Consider the following 14,916-nt stretch of genomic DNA (forward strand, 5'->3'; position numbering starts at 1 on the left):
CGGGCCTGATCAGGCGTGCCGCCGGTCGTCCGGGTGCCCTCCTGTCGCTGCCTGACCGGGTGCTCAGCCGCCGGACCCGGGCCCGGCCCGGACGCTCGGGGCTCGGGCCGGACTGCGGAGTACCGCACGGCCGATAGACTCTCCGGTCATGAGTGTTGAAGAGGACACGGCCAACCACGGCCGGCTGCTGGGGACGGTACGCGGTCCGCAGGACGTCAAGCGGATGTCCGTCGAGGAACTGGAGGTCCTCGCTGCCGAGATCCGGGATTTCCTGATCGCCAAGGTCTCCCGCACCGGCGGGCACGTGGGGCCCAACCTCGGTGTGGTCGAGCTGACGCTGGCCATGCACCGAGTCTTCGACTCGCCCCGGGACCGGCTCCTGTTCGACACCGGCCACCAGTCGTACGTGCACAAGATCCTCACCGGGCGTCAGGCCGGCTTCGACAAGCTCCGTCAGCGCGGTGGCCTCTCCGGCTACCCCAGCCAGGCGGAGAGCGAGCACGACCTCATCGAGAACTCGCACGCCTCCACCGCGCTCTCCTACGCCGATGGCCTGGCCAAGGCGTACGCCCTGCGGGGTGAGGCGCGCAGCGTCGTGGCCGTGGTCGGCGACGGCGCGCTCACCGGCGGCATGTGCTGGGAGGCGCTGAACAACATCGCCACCGCCGGCAACTCGCTCGTCATCGTGGTCAACGACAACGGGCGGTCCTACTCGCCGACCATCGGCGGCCTCGCCGACCACCTCTCCTCGCTGCGGCTCAACCCCGGCTACGAGAAGGTCCTCGACACGGTCAAGGACGCCCTGGGCTCCACGCCGCTGGTCGGCAAGCCGATGTACGAGGTGCTGCACGCGGTCAAGAAGGGCATCAAGGACGCGGTCGCCCCGCAGGCCATGTTCGAGGACCTCGGCATCAAGTACGTCGGCCCGGTGGACGGGCACGACGTGGTTGCGGTCGAGTCGGCGCTGCGCGCGGCGAAGAACTTCGGCGGTCCGGTGATCGTGCACGCCGTCACCCGCAAGGGCTACGGCTACCGCCCGGCCGAGGAGGACGAGGCCGACTGCCTGCACGGCCCCGGCGGCGCCTTCGACGTGGAGACCGGCGCGCTGCTGGCCGCCCCGGCGGTGAAGTGGACGCACGTCTTCGCCGACGAGCTGCTGGCCGTCGCCGACGAGCGCCCGGACGTGGTGGGCATCACCGCCGCCATGGCCGAGCCGACCGGCATCGCCAAGCTGGCCCGCAAGTACCCCGAGCGGGTGTACGACGTGGGCATCGCCGAGCAGCACGCCGCCACCTCAGCGGCCGGGTTGGCGCTGGGCGGCCTGCACCCGGTGGTCGCCGTCTACGCCACCTTCCTCAACCGCGCCTTCGACCAGGTCCTGCTGGACGTGGCGATGCACAAGCTGCCGGTGACCTTCGTGCTGGACCGTGCGGGCATCACCGGCCCGGACGGCCCCAGCCACTACGGCATCTGGGACATGTCGGTCTTCGGGGTGGTGCCCGGGCTGCGGATCGCCGCTCCCCGCGACGCCGCCACGCTGCGGGAGGAGCTGCGCGAGGCGGTGGCCGTCGACAACGGCCCGACCGTGGTGCGCTTCCCGACCGGTGCGGTCGCCGCAGACCTGCCGGCGCTGCGCCGGGTCGGTCCGGTCGACGTGCTGGCCGAGTCGGCGCGTACCGACGTGCTGCTCGTCGCCGTCGGCTCCTTCGGCCAGTTGGGCATGGAGGTGGCCGCCCGGGTCGCCGAGCAGGGCTACGGGGTCACCGTCGTCGACCCCCGCTGGGTGCGCCCGATCCCGCCGGAGCTGGTCGAGCTGGCCGCCGGCCACCGGCTCGTGGTCAGCGTCGAGGACGGCGTCCGGGTCGGCGGGGTGGGCGATGCGCTCGCCCAGGCGATGCGCGACGCCGACGTGCGGGTGCCGCTCAAGGACCTGGGCGTACCGGCCGACTGGCACCCGCACGGCACCCGCGCGCAGATCCTCGCCGACCTGGGCCTGACCGCGCAGGACGTGGCCCGCAACGTCACCGGCTGGATCTCCGGCCTGGACGCCACCCCGGACCGCCTCACCCCCAGCGACGCGGCCGCGCAGAACTGACGAGAACGAACGACGGCGGGCGCTCCCTCTCAGGGACGCCCGCCGCCGTCGTCGTCGTAAACCCCGGCCCGGCCCTGCCCCCGCCCCGCCCACTGCTGCGGCGATCTTGCACTTTCGGTCGCCCCGATGCGTGCTCTGCACTATTTGCCGAGGCAGAAAGTGCAAGATCGCGGGGGTGAGGGGTGGGGAGGGGTGGGGTGGGGTGGGGGTTAGTGCGGTGTTACGGAGCGGTAGTGGGTCTTGTCGGTGTTGGCGAGGCTGAACGTCACGGTGCGCTCGGGCGCCGGCACCACCGCGAGGCCCGGGCGCTCGACCAGCAGCGGGGTGCCCGGTGGGACGGAGAGGGAGCTGTCCCGGGTGGCCCGCCAGCTGAGCACCACCAGCGGCTGACCGGGCACCGGCAGTTGGTACGCCTGCAACGGGGTGGCCCGGTCGGCGGGCGAGACGACCGGCGCGCCCCCGTCGGCCGGCCGGTAGACCACCGCGGTCATCGCACCGGCGTCGGTGTCCCAGCTGAGCTGCTGCAACTCGGCTGGCTCGCCACCGCCGAGGGCGACCTCGCCGAGCGAGCGGATCGTGAGCTTCGCCATCGGCCAGGACGTCGGCACCGAGCGTGGGGCATCCCGGTCACCGATCCGGCGCGGGATGCTGCCGAACGGCCCCCGGTCGCCGGCCAGCACGCAGGTGTCCAGGCCGGTGAGTGCCCGTCGGCCGGTGCCCGACTCGTCACGGACCAGCGGGTAGCGCGGATCCACGGTGCCGGTGCCCAGGTCGAGCAGCCGGTCGGCGGCCCGCCCGCGGGGCAGCGACTCGGTGGTGCGCAGGGTCGCGGTCAACGCCACAGCCGTGCAGGAGGGCACGTCGACCGGCGCGCTGAGGCCGTCCGCGACGGTCAACGTCCGGTCCTGTGGCCCGACCAGCGTCTGCACCCGGGCGGAGACCAGGTAACGCCGACCGCCGGCGGTCTGCACCGGCAGCACGTCGGAGTAGACGAGGTAACCCGGGTCGGTGTACTCGGTGGCGCGGGTCACCGCGTACCGGTCGCCGTCGCGGGTGAGTTGCAGCAGCCAGGAGGCGCTCTCGCCGGGCACGTCGGCGGCCACGAGTGCCACCGGGGCGGCGTCGACCCGACCGGAGAAGAGGATGCCGGACGAGGGCAGGTGCGCGCGGTCATCGGCCGGGGAGCGCCAGTCACGGACCGCCCTGGTGACCGCCGCCGTGGCCGTGGCGTCGCCCGAGAGGTCGCCTCGGGGCGGCCACACTGTCAGCGTGCCATCCAGGCTGTCGTACCCGACTCGCAGGTCCGGTGCCTTCCGGTCGGCTACCGGACCGCAGGCCGTGGTGGTCAGCAGTGCGCTCAGCAGGACGGGAAGCGCCCTGCCGTACCGACGGCCTGGAGTCACCTGGCCCGCCCCCGATCGCCTCGCCGTCGCTGTGGGAAAGCGCCATAGTACGAGATGTCGGATGCGGGGCCTCAGGTGGCCGTCCCCGAACCCACCACATTGGACACCACCGGGGCTTTAGGGCGTTTTCATTGCTCCGGTAGACTCCGCCGACTGTGACGCCTGCCGAGTCCCGCGCCCTGCCCGCGCCGCACCCGGAGGCGGTAGCCGACTCCGACGAGATCGCGAGCTATCGCACACCGGTCGGCCTCCTCGCCGGCCCTGCCGCGCAGACCCGCTCCTCCACCGCACCGGCCCAGCCCGATGTGCGGGCCGAAGCCGATGTGCGGGCCGAGCCCGATGCGCGGGCCGAAGCCGACGTGCCAGGCGAGGATGTGGCGGCCGTGCCGACGCGGGCGTGGTGGCGTCGGTGGACTCGGCGGCGGCAGCACCTGGCGGTGGGCGGGCTGTTCCTCATCGCCGCGGTCTGGGTGACCGGCCGGATCTGGCTGGACCCGTCCGGCCGGGTGGCCTCGCTCTACACCGGTGACCCGGCCCAGGTGCAGTTCTTCCTCGCCCACTCGGTACGTGTGGTGCTGCACGGTGAGTACCCGTTCTACACCGAGCAGTTCAACTATCCCGACGGCGTGAACCTGATGGCCAACACGGCCGTGCTGGCGCTGGGCATCCCGATGGTCCCGGTGACACTGCTGTTCGGGCCGGCGGTCTCGTTCGTGGTGCTGGTGACGCTCGGCCTCGCCGGCACCGCCATGGCCTGGTACCTCATGCTCTCCCGCCACCTGGTGCGTACCCCGCTCGCGGCCGCGGTCGGCGGTTGGTTCTGCGGATTCTCGCCCGCCATGCTCTCGCACGCCAGTTGGCACCCGAACATCATCAGCCAGTTCCTGTTGCCGTTCATCGTCTGGCGGGTGCTGGCGCTCACCCGGTCCCGCCGGCCGGTTCGTGACGGGGCGCTACTCGCTCTGCTGGTTGCCACGCAGGCGTTCATCAACGAGGAGATTCTGCTGTTCACGGCGCTGGCGTGCGGCGTCTTCCTGGTGGCGGTGCTCGCTCAGGAGCCGGCCCGCTGGCGGGCGGCGTGGCGGCCCCTGGGTGTCGGCGTGGCGGTCTGCGCGCTGCTGGCCGGGGCGTTGCTGGCGTACCCGCTGTATGTGCAGTTCGCCGGGCCGATGGCCTACCACGGGCTCAGCGACGCGGTGCAGGACTACGGCAACGACGTCGCCGCCTTCTTCGCCCCCGGCTCGCCCACCCTCGGCGGCAACCAGCGGGCCAACATCAATCTGGCGCCGAACTACTCCGAGGAGAACGCCTTCTTCGGCTGGAGCCTGGCGCTGCTCGCCATCGGCATCGTGGTCTGGCTGCGCCGGGAGCTGATCGTTCGGGCCCTCGCGGTGACCGGTGTGTTCTTTGCCGTGCTCTCCCTCGGCGAGCGGGTCTCCTGGTGGGACCGGGAGCTGATCGGCGGGCCGTGGCAGTGGCTGGTCCACCTGCCGCTGCTGGACGCCGTGGTGCCGACCCGGTTCGGTCTGATCACCAGCGTGGTGATCGGTCTGCTGCTCGCCCTCGCCGTCGAGCGCGCCTGGGCGTTGCGCCCGGCCGACCGGCGCACCGTACGAGTGCTCACCGCTGCCGGCCTGGCGTTCGCGCTGCTGCCGATCGCCCCGATGCCGCTGCGGATGGTCTCCCGGCCGCCGGTGCCGGACTTCATCACCGCCGACCGCTGGCGGGCTTACGTCGGGCCGGACCAGACGCTGGTGCCGATCCCGGTGCCCAGCATGGGCAACACGCACGGCATGCGTTGGGCGGCGGCCACCAACCTGGACTTCAAGATTCCCGGTGGTTACTTCCTCGCACCCCGAAACGGCAACACCGGTGATGCGGGCCGGTTCGGCGGGCGACCCAGCGGGGTGGGCCAGATGCTGGAGGAGGTGGCGACCACCGGCCGTACGCCCAAGCTCGACGACCGGCAGCGCCGCCGGTTCACCGACGAGCTGCGGCACTGGCGGGCGGCGATCCTGGTGCTGCCGGTGCGGCAGCAGCACGCGGAGCCGCTGCGCCGTACGGTCGAGGAGCTGGTCGGCCCGGGTCGCCAGGAGTTGGATGTCTGGGTCTGGGACGTCCGGGTGCTCACCGACCGCTCGGTCTGATGACGACCGGGACGTCGTCCCCGGCGGAGTCCCCGGCGACGGCCAGCACGTCCCGGCCTGCCTGGCTTCGGGACGTGCTGGTGGTGGCCGGCTATCTGGGGCTCGCCGTGGTGCTGACCAGCGCCCAGTGGGGTCACCCGTGGCGGCTGTTCCACCAGGCGGGTGACCAGATCCTCTTCGAGTGGATGCTGGCCCACGCTGCCCACGCCGTAATCGAGGGGGAGAATCCGCTCTACAGTGCCGGGTTGAACGCGCCCGACGGGGTCAACCTGATGGCGAACACCTCGGTGCTCGGCTTGGGCGTCCCGCTGACCCCGGTCACCGTGCTCTTCGGCTCGCAGGTGGCGTTCTGCGTGGCGGTCGTCTGCTGCCTCGCCGGCACCGCCGCCGCCTGGTACGTGCTGCTGCGCCGCCGCCTGGTCGGCGCCCGGTCCGCAGCGGCGGTCGGCGGGCTGATCTGCGGCTTCGCCCCGGGCATGATCGCTCAGGCGGGCGCGCACCTGCACATCGCCGCACAGTTCCTGGTGCCCGCGATCCTCGCCCTGGTGTTCCGGCCCGCCTCGGCGGCGGCGCACGACAGTGTGTGGCGGCCCGGCGTCGGCCTCGGGCTGCTGCTCGCCTGGCAGGTCTTCATCGGCGAGGAGGTGCTGGTCTTCCTGGCGCTGGCGGCCGGGGTTTTCGCGCTGGGCTACGCGCTCGCCGATCGGGTGGCCGCCCGGCGGCTCGCGCCGGCCCTCTTCGGCCGGCTGGCGGTGGCGGCCGGGGTGGCGGTGGTGCCGCTGGCGTACCCGCTGTGGTTCCAGTTCCACGGCCCGCAGCACTACTCGGGCATGGCGTTCGCCACACACGGCTTCCAGTTGGACGCTGCGTCCTTCACCGCGTCGGCCCGGCAGACCGTGCTCGGTGACGACTGGCTGCCGGGGTTGCTCTCGCCGAATCCGACCGAGGAGAACTCGTTCTTCGGCCCGGGGCTGTTGGTGCTCGCCGTGGTGATCGTGAGCTGGCAGTGGCGACGACCACTGGTCCGGGCGCTGGGCGGCCTTGGCGTGGTCTTCGCCCTGCTGTCGCTCGGCAACGAGCTGCGGGTGGACGGCAACGCCACCGGCATCCCGGGACCGTATCGGCTGGTCGCCGAGCTGCCGCTGCTCGACCTCGCGGTGCCGGCCCGGTTCGCGCTGGTCTGCGTACCGGTGCTGGGTGTGCTGGTGGCGCTGTCCCTGGACCGGGTCCGGGCCGCGCACGGGCCGACGACTGCCCCGGGCCTGCCGGTGCGGCTGCTGTGGGCCGGCGCGGTCGCCGCCGCGTTGCTGCCCCTGGTTCCCACGCCGATCCGTGTGGTGCCGGTCGCGCCGGTGCCGGCGTTCGTCGCCGACGGTGGCTGGCGTCCGCTGGTGCCGCCCGGCCGGACGGTGGTCGCGGTGCCCCCGGTCACCGGTGCCGGGCGCAGCCCCGCGATGCTCTGGTCCGCCCGGACCGGTCTGGCGTTTCCCGCGCCGGGCGGCTATTTCATCGGCCCCAGCGGCCCGGACGACCCGACGGCCCGCTGGGGGGCGCCGGACCGGCCCACGTCGGTGCTGCTACGCCGGGTGGCCGAGACCGGCGCGGTGCCGGTGCTCACCGACGACAACCGCCGCCAGGCCGTCGAGGATCTGCGGCACTGGCGTGCCGCGGTGGTGGTGCTCGGCCGGCTGAAGCACGGTGACCCGGTGCGCCGAACCGTCGATGACCTGATCGGCCCAGGTCGACCGGTCGACGGCGGGTGGGTGTGGGACGTCCGGGACCGCGTCGGCTGAACCACACATCGGCTAACCCACCAGGGCGCGGACGTCCCAGACCCAGACGTCGTCGACCCGCTGCGGCGGCCCGAGCAGACCGGTGACCAGCTCGCGCAGCACCGCCTCGCGCGGGTGGGCTCCGAGCACCACCACCGACGCCCGCCAGAACCGCAGGTCCTCGACGGCCTGGCGGCGGTTCTCGTCGGTGAGCACCGCAACCGCGTCACGGTCCATCGTGGAGTAGATGAGGCTGCTGGTGGGCCGGTTCGGCGCGCCGAAGACGCCCTCGCCCAGCTCGTTCGGGCCGATGAAGTAGCCGCCGGGGACGGGGAACTCCTGCCCGGTCAGCGCGCTCCAGCGCAACGTCGGCAGGCCGTGCACGTTGCTCGGGATCGGCACCGGCACGAGGGTCCGGCCCGCCGGCACGTACGGCCGCCAGCCGCCCGCGCTGATGAAGTGCGGCGGCGGATCGATCTGCTGTGCGGGCAGTGGCCGGGGGAAGAGCGGCAGGACGGCGAGGGCGACCGCCGCGTACCCCACCGGGCGCAGCCACCGACGGCGCGCCGCGGCCGGCGCGGCCGGCTCGTCGGACGTCGCCGGGGCTGGTTCGCCCGTGCGCTGGGCCGGCACCCGCGGCCGGTCGGCCACCGGGCGCCCCTGGCGGTACGCGGCGTCCCAGGTCAACGCGAGCAGTACGCCCACCGCGGCGGCGACCACCAGCGTCAACCGGGTGGGCATCATCATCTCGACCAGCGGGAGGTCGTCCGGCACGTACGACCACGGGCCGCGCACACCGGTCTCCACACCGTTGAAGCGCACCCACGGCCCGATCGAAGCGACGGTGAACACCACGATGAGCACCGCGACGATCCGGGTGGCCAGCGACCGGCGCACGAGCAGCACCAGAGCCACCAGCGAGAGCAGCACCAGCGGCCAGCCGAACCAGGTATTCTGCTCGGTCAGCCCGATCGTCTTCTCCACCGCCGGGTCACCGGCCCAGGTGTCCCGGGCGAACGTGACGAAGGCGGCCAGGTCCTCGCCCCAGTTGTGGAAGACGCCACCCTGCAGCCCACGGTAGGACTGCGGGCCGTTGAACTGGAACCAGATCGGGTACGCCGAGAGCACCAGGGCCAGACCGCCGGCGACACCGAGCCCGGCCAGGAACGTGCCGGCGGCGGCCCGCGTGGCCCTCGGCCTCTGCACGGCGTACGCCAGCACGACGACCAGGCAGGCCAGCGCGGTGAGCAGCAACATCTCCTCGTTGATGAAGATCTGGTACGTCACCAGCGCCCCGAGCACGAGCCCGTTGCGCCGCCACCGGCCCGGCTCACTCAGGCGCAGCACCCGCACCACGATCAGCGGCAGCAGGAAGTTGGACACGAAGTTGGGCTGGCCGTTGGCGTGGTGGATGATTCCCGGCGCGAAACCGAGGAACGCGCCGCCGACGAAGGCCGCCGCCCGGGAGCGCACCAGGTGGCGGGAGAGCATCCAGTAGCCGGTGCCGGCGGTGGCCGCCAGCGCACCACCCAGATAGAGCGCGTACATCACCTGGGGGCCGAGCAGCATGGTCAGCGGGGCCAGCGGCAGGGTCACCCCGAGCAGCGAGGTGTTGGCCATCATGTTCACCCCGGCGGGGGCGTTCTGTTGGGCCGTGAACAGCGGGTTCTCCAGGTGCCGCACCGAGTACGCGCCATGCGCGAAGAGCCACTCGAACCAACTGTGGTCGGTGGGCAGGTGCGAGGAGACCCGGCCGGTGACGTCACCCCAGTAGTTGAGGCAGACGAAGATGCCCAGCAGCACATAGGCTCCGAGGGCCAACAGATCGGCTCGGGCCGGGCGGCGTCGAGGCCGCCGGGTCGGCTCGACCTCGGCCGGGTCGGCGTTGGTCACGAAATTCAGCGAAGGGTCTACCACCGGCACAGCCACGACGCGCCATCGTACAGGCGGGGGTGCGTCGCTTTTGCCGGGCCGGTGCGCCCACGGTCGGTTTGCCGGACGTCGACGCGTCGGCCAGCCGTACTCGGTGACGGAAGGACGATCGTTGTCGGTGATCGACCTTGGTGAGCTGCGGCACGGGCCGGATCCGGCCCCGCTGCCCCGCCCACCCCGCGCGCACGGTCGGCCGCTGCGCTGCGCGCTGGTCCTCCTGATCGTGCTGGCCACCCTCGCCTCCGCCACCGTGCCGCCGCCCCGGCGGGCCGTGGTGACATTGCCGGGCTCGGCGGGGGCTGAGGTCGTGGTCATCGATGACCTGCTCGTGGTCACCGAAACGACCAACGCGCAGGAGCCGCAGCGGCTGGCCGCGTTTCGGCTGCCCAGCGGCGACCCGGTCTGGCAGGCGTCGCTGCCAACGGTGGCCCGGTACTGGGGAGTCGCACCACTGGCCGGGATGCTGCTGGCCACCGGGTACGAGATCGGTCCGGAGGGTCAGGGCACCCTCACGGTGGCGCTGGACCGGGCGACCGGCGCGTACCGGTGGCAGCAGCCGGGCAGCGCCAGAAGGCTGGCCGACGGCAACCTGCTGCTGCAGTCCGGCGGCGATGACGAGCCGCAGAGCCTGCGCGCGGTCGATCCCTGCTGTGGCACCGTGCGCTGGCAACTACCCGACGCCGCCACCTACATCAACGTCCGGGACACCGGCCCCGGGGTGGACCGGGTGGTGCTCAACCAGGTGGACGGCCCGACCGAGGTACGCGACGCGACCACCGGTGCGGTGCTGGCCCGGGCCGACCTGCGCCCACCCGACGGCGGGACGCTCGGGTACGTGGAAGTGGTGAACGATCTCCTGCTGACCATCGGTGAGGACCCGGTCACGGTCACCGCCTACGGGCTGGACCGGCTGGACCGGCGCTGGAGCAGCACGTTCGGCCGAGTCGATTTCGTGGAGGACTGCGGCCCGGTCCTGTGTCTGCAGACCCGTTCCGCCGGGCTGCGGGCGGTCGACGTCGCGACCGGCGAGGTGCGGTGGCGCGGCCGCTGGGCGTGGGTGACTCCAATCGGCGGACGGCTGTTGACCAGCGTGTCGAACAACCCGGACACCGCTCTACGGGAGTTCGTCGTGCTCGATCCGATGACCGGTCGGGTGTTGGCCGAACTGGGCCGTTGGGAGCCTGCCCAGTTCGGCTTCGACGGCCCGCTGATCGGCGTGCGCCGGCACCCGGACGGTGGGCTGCTCGTCGCGGAGTTGGACGTCCCGGCCGGGACGGCGCGCATGCTGGACGTGCTGCCAGGTGCCACCGGGGAGTGTCAGGTGATCGTCGACCAACTGCAGTGCCGGCACGTGGACGGTTCGTTCAGACTGTGGCAGTTGCCCGACTGATCACCAGTTGGCCTGGGCGGGCGGTGGGGGCAGCGGCACCGACGGGGGGCGAAGCACGTACGCCACACCGCCGCTGCCGCGCTGCCAGACCGCCTCGAACCGTCCTCGGGGGACGGTACGACGGACCGAGTCGTCGTCCGGGGCGTACGGGTCGTTGAGCACCGGGTCGCCGTCGGTGGTGAAGCCGACCAGCACCATCAGGTGCCCCCCGGTGTCGTACGCGAGCCCCGGCACCTCGTCGGCTCGGAACGCGGCGGAGACGATCAAGGGGATACCGGCGGCGACGAACGCCTCCGCCTCGACCAGCGATCGCAGCCTCGTGACGAACGCGTCCATGCCGTGCAGACCGGCGTACGCGGTGTTGAACGGCCAGTTGCCGGCCCCGGCGTACGCGTGGTCGTAGCAGTGCCGGGCGGCGTGCACCACCACCGGACGCGGGCCGGACGGCTGCACCCAGGCGTAGCGCTCCGGCGCCGGCTCGGCACCCCAGTAGGCGAGCACCATCGAGGTGCAGGTGGGGCTGCACCAGGAGTCGCCACCACCACCCCACTGTGGGTACTGGCCGGCGTGCAGCCGCTGCGAGTAGCGGGGCACGTCCAGCACCCGCCCACGGGCGGCGGCCGAGTCCGCGCCGTGTTCCGGCCCGGTCGGCCCGGTCGGGGTGGGCCCGGTGGCGACCGCGCCGATGCTGCGCAGCACCGGGCTGGTCGGGGTGCCGGTCGGCCGGCACAAGGTCACCCGCGCCTGCCAACCGCTGACCGTCGCGCCGGTCACGATCAGGGTGTCGGTGTCGACTCGGGCATCGCCGTCGCGCTGCCCGGGGACCGAAGTGCGTCGCACCGCGTGGTCGTCGGCCGCCCAGCGGGCCAGCCGGTACCAGTCGGTGGCGGGAGCGTCACCGTGCCAGCCGCGCAGTTCGATCTCGATCCAGCAGCCGTCCGGGCTGTCGGCGGTCCAGGACGGCACCACCTCGGCGACCGGAAAGCCGACCCGCACCGGCGGAGACGTCCAGGTGCCCCGCTCGCCGGCACCGTCAAGGGCCAGCCCTCGATCGGTGGCGAGCAGGCCGTCGCCGCCGGCCGTCGTGTCGGCCGGCAGGTGAAAGCCTCGGTAGGCGATGTCCCGCCGGGTGGGTGGTGCCGCGATCGTCATGTCCGGTCCGTCCGTCGCTCGGTGCCGCCGGACAGCATCGCGTACGCCGCAATGGCCCGCAACGTCGACCGGCGCGGGCGGCGAGGGACGATGGTTGCCGGCCGGCACTAGGTTGGCGGTGGTCAGCAGCGAGGAGGCCGGGGATGCGGGTACTGGTGGTGGAGGACGAGCGCAACCTCGCCGACGCGATCGCGCGCGGGTTGCGCAAGCGGGGGATGGCGGTCGACGTGGCGTACGACGGCGACGCCGGCCACGAGGCGGCGTTCGTCACCCGGTACGACGTGGTGGTGCTGGACCGCGACCTGCCGGGCGTGCACGGTGACCAGATCTGCGCCGACCTGGCCGCCTCCGGCACGCTGACCCGGGTGCTGATGCTCACCGCGAGTGGCACGGTGGCCGACCGGGTGGAGGGGTTGCAGCTCGGCGCGGACGACTACCTGCCCAAACCGTTCGCCTTCGACGAGTTGGTCGCCCGGGTGCAGGCGCTGGGCCGGCGGGCCACCCCGGCCGCGCCGCCGGTGCTCGAACTGGCCGACCTGGTGCTCGACCCGGCCCGCCGGGCGGTCACCCGCGCCGGGGTGCCGGTCGACCTCACCAACAAGGAGTTCGGGGTGCTCAGTGAGCTGCTCAAGGCGCGCGGCGCGGTGGTCTCCAGCGAGGAGTTGCTGGAACGGGTCTGGGACGCGAACACCGACCCGTTCACCACCATCGTCCGGGTCACCGTGATGACGCTGCGCAAGAAGCTCGGTGACCCGCCGCTCATCGAGACGGTGGTCGGCGCGGGTTACCGCACCGCCGAGGTGGGCGCATGAGCCGCCGGTTGCGGCCCACCCTGCGGTTGCGGCTGACCCTGCTCAACGGGGTGCTGCTGATCGGCGCGGGAGCGATCCTCGTGCTGCTGGCCTGGCTGCTGGTCCGCGACGCGCTGCGACCCACCGACGAGTTGCTGCCCGGCACGATCGTGCTGCTCTCCGACGGTCGGCAGATGGACGCCGCCCAGTGGCAGCGGCAACTTGTCGACGCCGCCTCCGGGGAGCTGCTGGCCAAGGGCCTGGTCGCGCTGTTGGCGATCAGCGTGGTCGGGGTGGCCGGCGCGTACGCGGTGGCCGGTCGGGCGTTGCGCCCACTGCACCAGGTCACCGCGACCGCGCAGCGGCTCGGCGAGGCGACCCTGGATCAGCGGATCGGTTACTCGGGCGCCGACGACGAGGTGGCCGAGCTGGCCAAGACGTTCGACGCCATGCTGGACCGGATCGCGTCCGCGTTCGAGGCGCAGAAGCGCTTCGTGGCGAACGCCTCGCACGAGCTGCGTACCCCGCTCGCGGTGATGCGGACCGAGATCGACGTGACGCTCAGCGACGACGACGCGGACGCCGCCGAGTACCGCCGGATGGCGACCGTGGTCCGCGACGCGTCCGAGCGTGCCAACGGCCTGGTGGACGCGCTGCTGGTGCTGGCCCGCAGCGAGGCGCAGGCCGGGCGGCAGCTGGGCCGGCGTACCGAGTGTGACCTCGCGGCCGGCACCGCGAACGCGTTGTCGGCGATGCGCCGCGAGGTGGAGCGGATCGGGCTGCGGGTGCAGACGTCGCTGGAGTCCGCGCCGGTCGTCGGTGATCCGGGGTTGCTCGACCGGTTGGCCGGCAACCTCATCGAGAACGCGGTCCGCTACAACCACCTGCACGGCCGGCTCTGGGTGCGTACCGGCACCGACGGCGACCGGTCCTGGCTCGTGGTGGGCAACACCGGTTTCGAGGTGGACCAGGCCGACGTGCCGGGGCTGTTCGAACCGTTCCGGCGTGGCGGCCGGGAACGCACCGGCGCCCGCGGCTCGGGTCTGGGGCTGTCCATCGTCCGGGCGGTCTGCACAGCGCACGGCGGCACGGTACGGGTCATCGCGCAGCCTGGCGGTGGCCTGGAGGTGACGGTCACCCTGCCGTCGGCGGACGCCCCGGCGGTGCCCGGTCCGGTGCCCGCCATCGGCTGAACGGGGTTGCGGGCGGCCCTCAGCCGATGGCAAGATCACTCTGTCAGCTCGAGATTGAAGGGGGGTGCGTCGATGTCCACCAACACTGGCTCCGCGCCCCGGGTTTCTCTCGGCTGACCCCCGGAGGCGGAGCGTCCCCATCCAGCACGGAGGGAACACCCGTGTATCCACGGATCCGCAACATCAGTTTCGACTGTCACGACACGTACGCCCTGGCCGGTTTCTGGTCGGCGGTGCTCGGGTACGCCCGGCACTCCGAGGCCGTCCCGGGTGATCCGGAGGCGGCCCTGCTGCCGCAGGACGAGACCATCCCGAACCTGTTCTTCCAAGAGGTGCCGGAAGACAAGGTGACCAAGAACCGGCTGCACATCTGTGTGGAGCCGGTCGACCGGACCCGGGACGAGGAGGTCGAGCGGGTGCTCGGCCTCGGGGCCACGATGGTCGCCGACCGACGGCGCGCCGACGGGACGGGCTGGGCGGTGCTCGCCGACCCGGAGGGCAACGAGTTCTGCGTGGTCCGCAGCGCCGGCGAACGTGTCCCTACCACCACTGTGGAGGACCAGCTGTGAGTTCGATCATCCATAACATCAGCATCGACTGTCACGACACGTACGCACTGGCCGGCTTCTGGTCGCAGGTCTTCGACTGCCCTCGGCAGCCCGATGACTTCCCCGGCGACCCGGAGGCGATGCTCCTGCCGCCGGGCGGTCCGGAGGTGCTGTTCATCGCGGTGCCCGAGGGCAAGGCGGTGAAGAACCGGCTGCACCTGGACGTGCAACCCGCCGACCGGACCCGGGCCGAGGAGGTCGAGCGACTACTCGGCATCGGTGCGACGCTCGTCGCCGATCAGGTCAGCCCGACCGGCGGGGGTTGGGTGGTGCTCGCCGACCCGGAGGGCAACGAGTTCTGCGTGCTTGGCAACCCGGCCGAGCGGGCGGCGGCAGCGGCGGCGCGGGCCGCAGCGGGAGTTGCCGAACCGGCCTGACCGTCGGCGCACGGCACGGCAGCGGGCCTCGGCCGCCTTCGGGTGGCCGGGGCCTG

11 protein-coding genes are annotated in these 14,916 nt (G+C 72.7%); 8 read left to right on the plus strand and 3 right to left on the minus strand.

The genetic code is table 11. The features are described 5' to 3' along the window. The first annotated feature begins 148 nt into the window (after window positions 1–148). Window positions 149–2,095 carry a 1-deoxy-D-xylulose-5-phosphate synthase gene (gene dxs, locus OG811_RS18500; protein ID WP_406067407.1) on the plus strand — a complete coding sequence of 649 codons (1,947 nt, stop codon included), beginning with the start codon at window positions 149–151 and terminating at the stop codon, window positions 2,093–2,095. 209 nt (window positions 2,096–2,304) lie between these two features. On the opposite strand, the gene OG811_RS18505 is transcribed toward dxs, so the two are convergent. Further along, on the minus strand, window positions 2,305–3,498 hold the full coding sequence (locus tag OG811_RS18505; protein ID WP_406067408.1) for a hypothetical protein: 1,194 nt from the start codon (window positions 3,496–3,498) through the stop codon (window positions 2,305–2,307). Window positions 3,499–3,821: 323 nt separating this feature from the next. On the opposite strand from OG811_RS18505, the gene OG811_RS18510 reads away from it, so the two are divergent. Together OG811_RS18510 and OG811_RS18515 are read left to right on the plus strand one after the other, a co-directional pair. After that, on the plus strand, window positions 3,822–5,645 hold the full coding sequence (locus OG811_RS18510) for a hypothetical protein (protein WP_406075791.1): 1,824 nt from the start codon (window positions 3,822–3,824) through the stop codon (window positions 5,643–5,645). Next, window positions 5,645–7,438, plus strand: coding sequence for a hypothetical protein (locus OG811_RS18515; protein WP_406067410.1), 1,794 nt, complete (start codon window positions 5,645–5,647; stop codon window positions 7,436–7,438). Before OG811_RS18510 ends, OG811_RS18515 begins: the two co-directional genes overlap by 1 nt. 12 nt (window positions 7,439–7,450) lie before the next feature. Here the strand turns inward: OG811_RS18515 and OG811_RS18520 are convergent, their stop codons facing one another. Beyond that, entirely contained in the window at window positions 7,451–9,340 is a 1,890-nt protein-coding gene (locus OG811_RS18520; RefSeq protein ID WP_406075792.1) for a hypothetical protein, read from the minus strand. Between the two features lie 127 nt (window positions 9,341–9,467). On the opposite strand from OG811_RS18520, the gene OG811_RS18525 reads away from it, so the two are divergent. Continuing rightward, window positions 9,468–10,739 carry a PQQ-binding-like beta-propeller repeat protein gene (locus OG811_RS18525; RefSeq protein WP_406075794.1) on the plus strand — a complete coding sequence of 424 codons (1,272 nt, stop codon included), beginning with the start codon at window positions 9,468–9,470 and terminating at the stop codon, window positions 10,737–10,739. Here OG811_RS18525 and OG811_RS18530 read toward each other — a convergent pair whose 3' ends face one another. Beyond that, window positions 10,740–11,891 carry a peptidase C39 family protein gene (locus OG811_RS18530; protein ID WP_406067412.1) on the minus strand — a complete coding sequence of 384 codons (1,152 nt, stop codon included), beginning with the start codon at window positions 11,889–11,891 and terminating at the stop codon, window positions 10,740–10,742. A gap of 143 nt (window positions 11,892–12,034) precedes the next feature. Between OG811_RS18530 and OG811_RS18535 the strand changes: the two genes are divergently transcribed. The 4 genes from OG811_RS18535 (at window position 12,035) to OG811_RS18550 (ending at window position 14,860) form a co-directional block, all read left to right on the plus strand. Continuing rightward, window positions 12,035–12,703: a response regulator transcription factor gene (locus OG811_RS18535; protein ID WP_406067414.1), complete on the plus strand. Its 669-nt coding sequence runs from the start codon at window positions 12,035–12,037 to the stop codon at window positions 12,701–12,703. Beyond that, window positions 12,700–13,875 (plus strand): sensor histidine kinase, encoded by a 1,176-nt coding sequence (locus OG811_RS18540; protein WP_406067416.1) that lies wholly within the window; start codon window positions 12,700–12,702, stop codon window positions 13,873–13,875. Before OG811_RS18535 ends, OG811_RS18540 begins: the two co-directional genes overlap by 4 nt. A gap of 161 nt (window positions 13,876–14,036) precedes the next feature. Beyond that, entirely contained in the window at window positions 14,037–14,444 is a 408-nt protein-coding gene (locus tag OG811_RS18545) for a VOC family protein (protein ID WP_406067418.1), read from the plus strand. Beyond that, window positions 14,441–14,860, plus strand: a complete 420-nt coding sequence (locus tag OG811_RS18550) for a VOC family protein (RefSeq protein ID WP_406067420.1) — start codon at window positions 14,441–14,443, stop codon at window positions 14,858–14,860. The genes OG811_RS18545 and OG811_RS18550 overlap by 4 nt, the downstream gene beginning before the upstream one ends. Window positions 14,861–14,916 lie beyond the last annotated feature (56 nt).

The sequence above is a fragment of the Micromonospora sp. NBC_01638 genome (genome assembly GCF_045209745.1).
Taxonomy (GTDB): domain Bacteria; phylum Actinomycetota; class Actinomycetes; order Mycobacteriales; family Micromonosporaceae; genus Micromonospora.

What these genes read in the sequence shown, in the direction of transcription:
- dxs (WP_406067407.1), top strand. Translation starts at nt 149, where the DNA reads ATGAGTGTTGAAGAGGACACGGCCAACCACGGCCGGCTGCTGGGGACG.
- OG811_RS18540 (WP_406067416.1), top strand. Translation starts at nt 12,700, where the DNA reads ATGAGCCGCCGGTTGCGGCCCACCCTGCGGTTGCGGCTGACCCTGCTC.
- OG811_RS18530 (WP_406067412.1), bottom strand. Translation starts at nt 11,891, where the DNA reads ATGACGATCGCGGCACCACCCACCCGGCGGGACATCGCCTACCGAGGC.
- OG811_RS18515 (WP_406067410.1), top strand. Translation starts at nt 5,645, where the DNA reads ATGACGACCGGGACGTCGTCCCCGGCGGAGTCCCCGGCGACGGCCAGC.
- OG811_RS18535 (WP_406067414.1), top strand. Translation starts at nt 12,035, where the DNA reads ATGCGGGTACTGGTGGTGGAGGACGAGCGCAACCTCGCCGACGCGATC.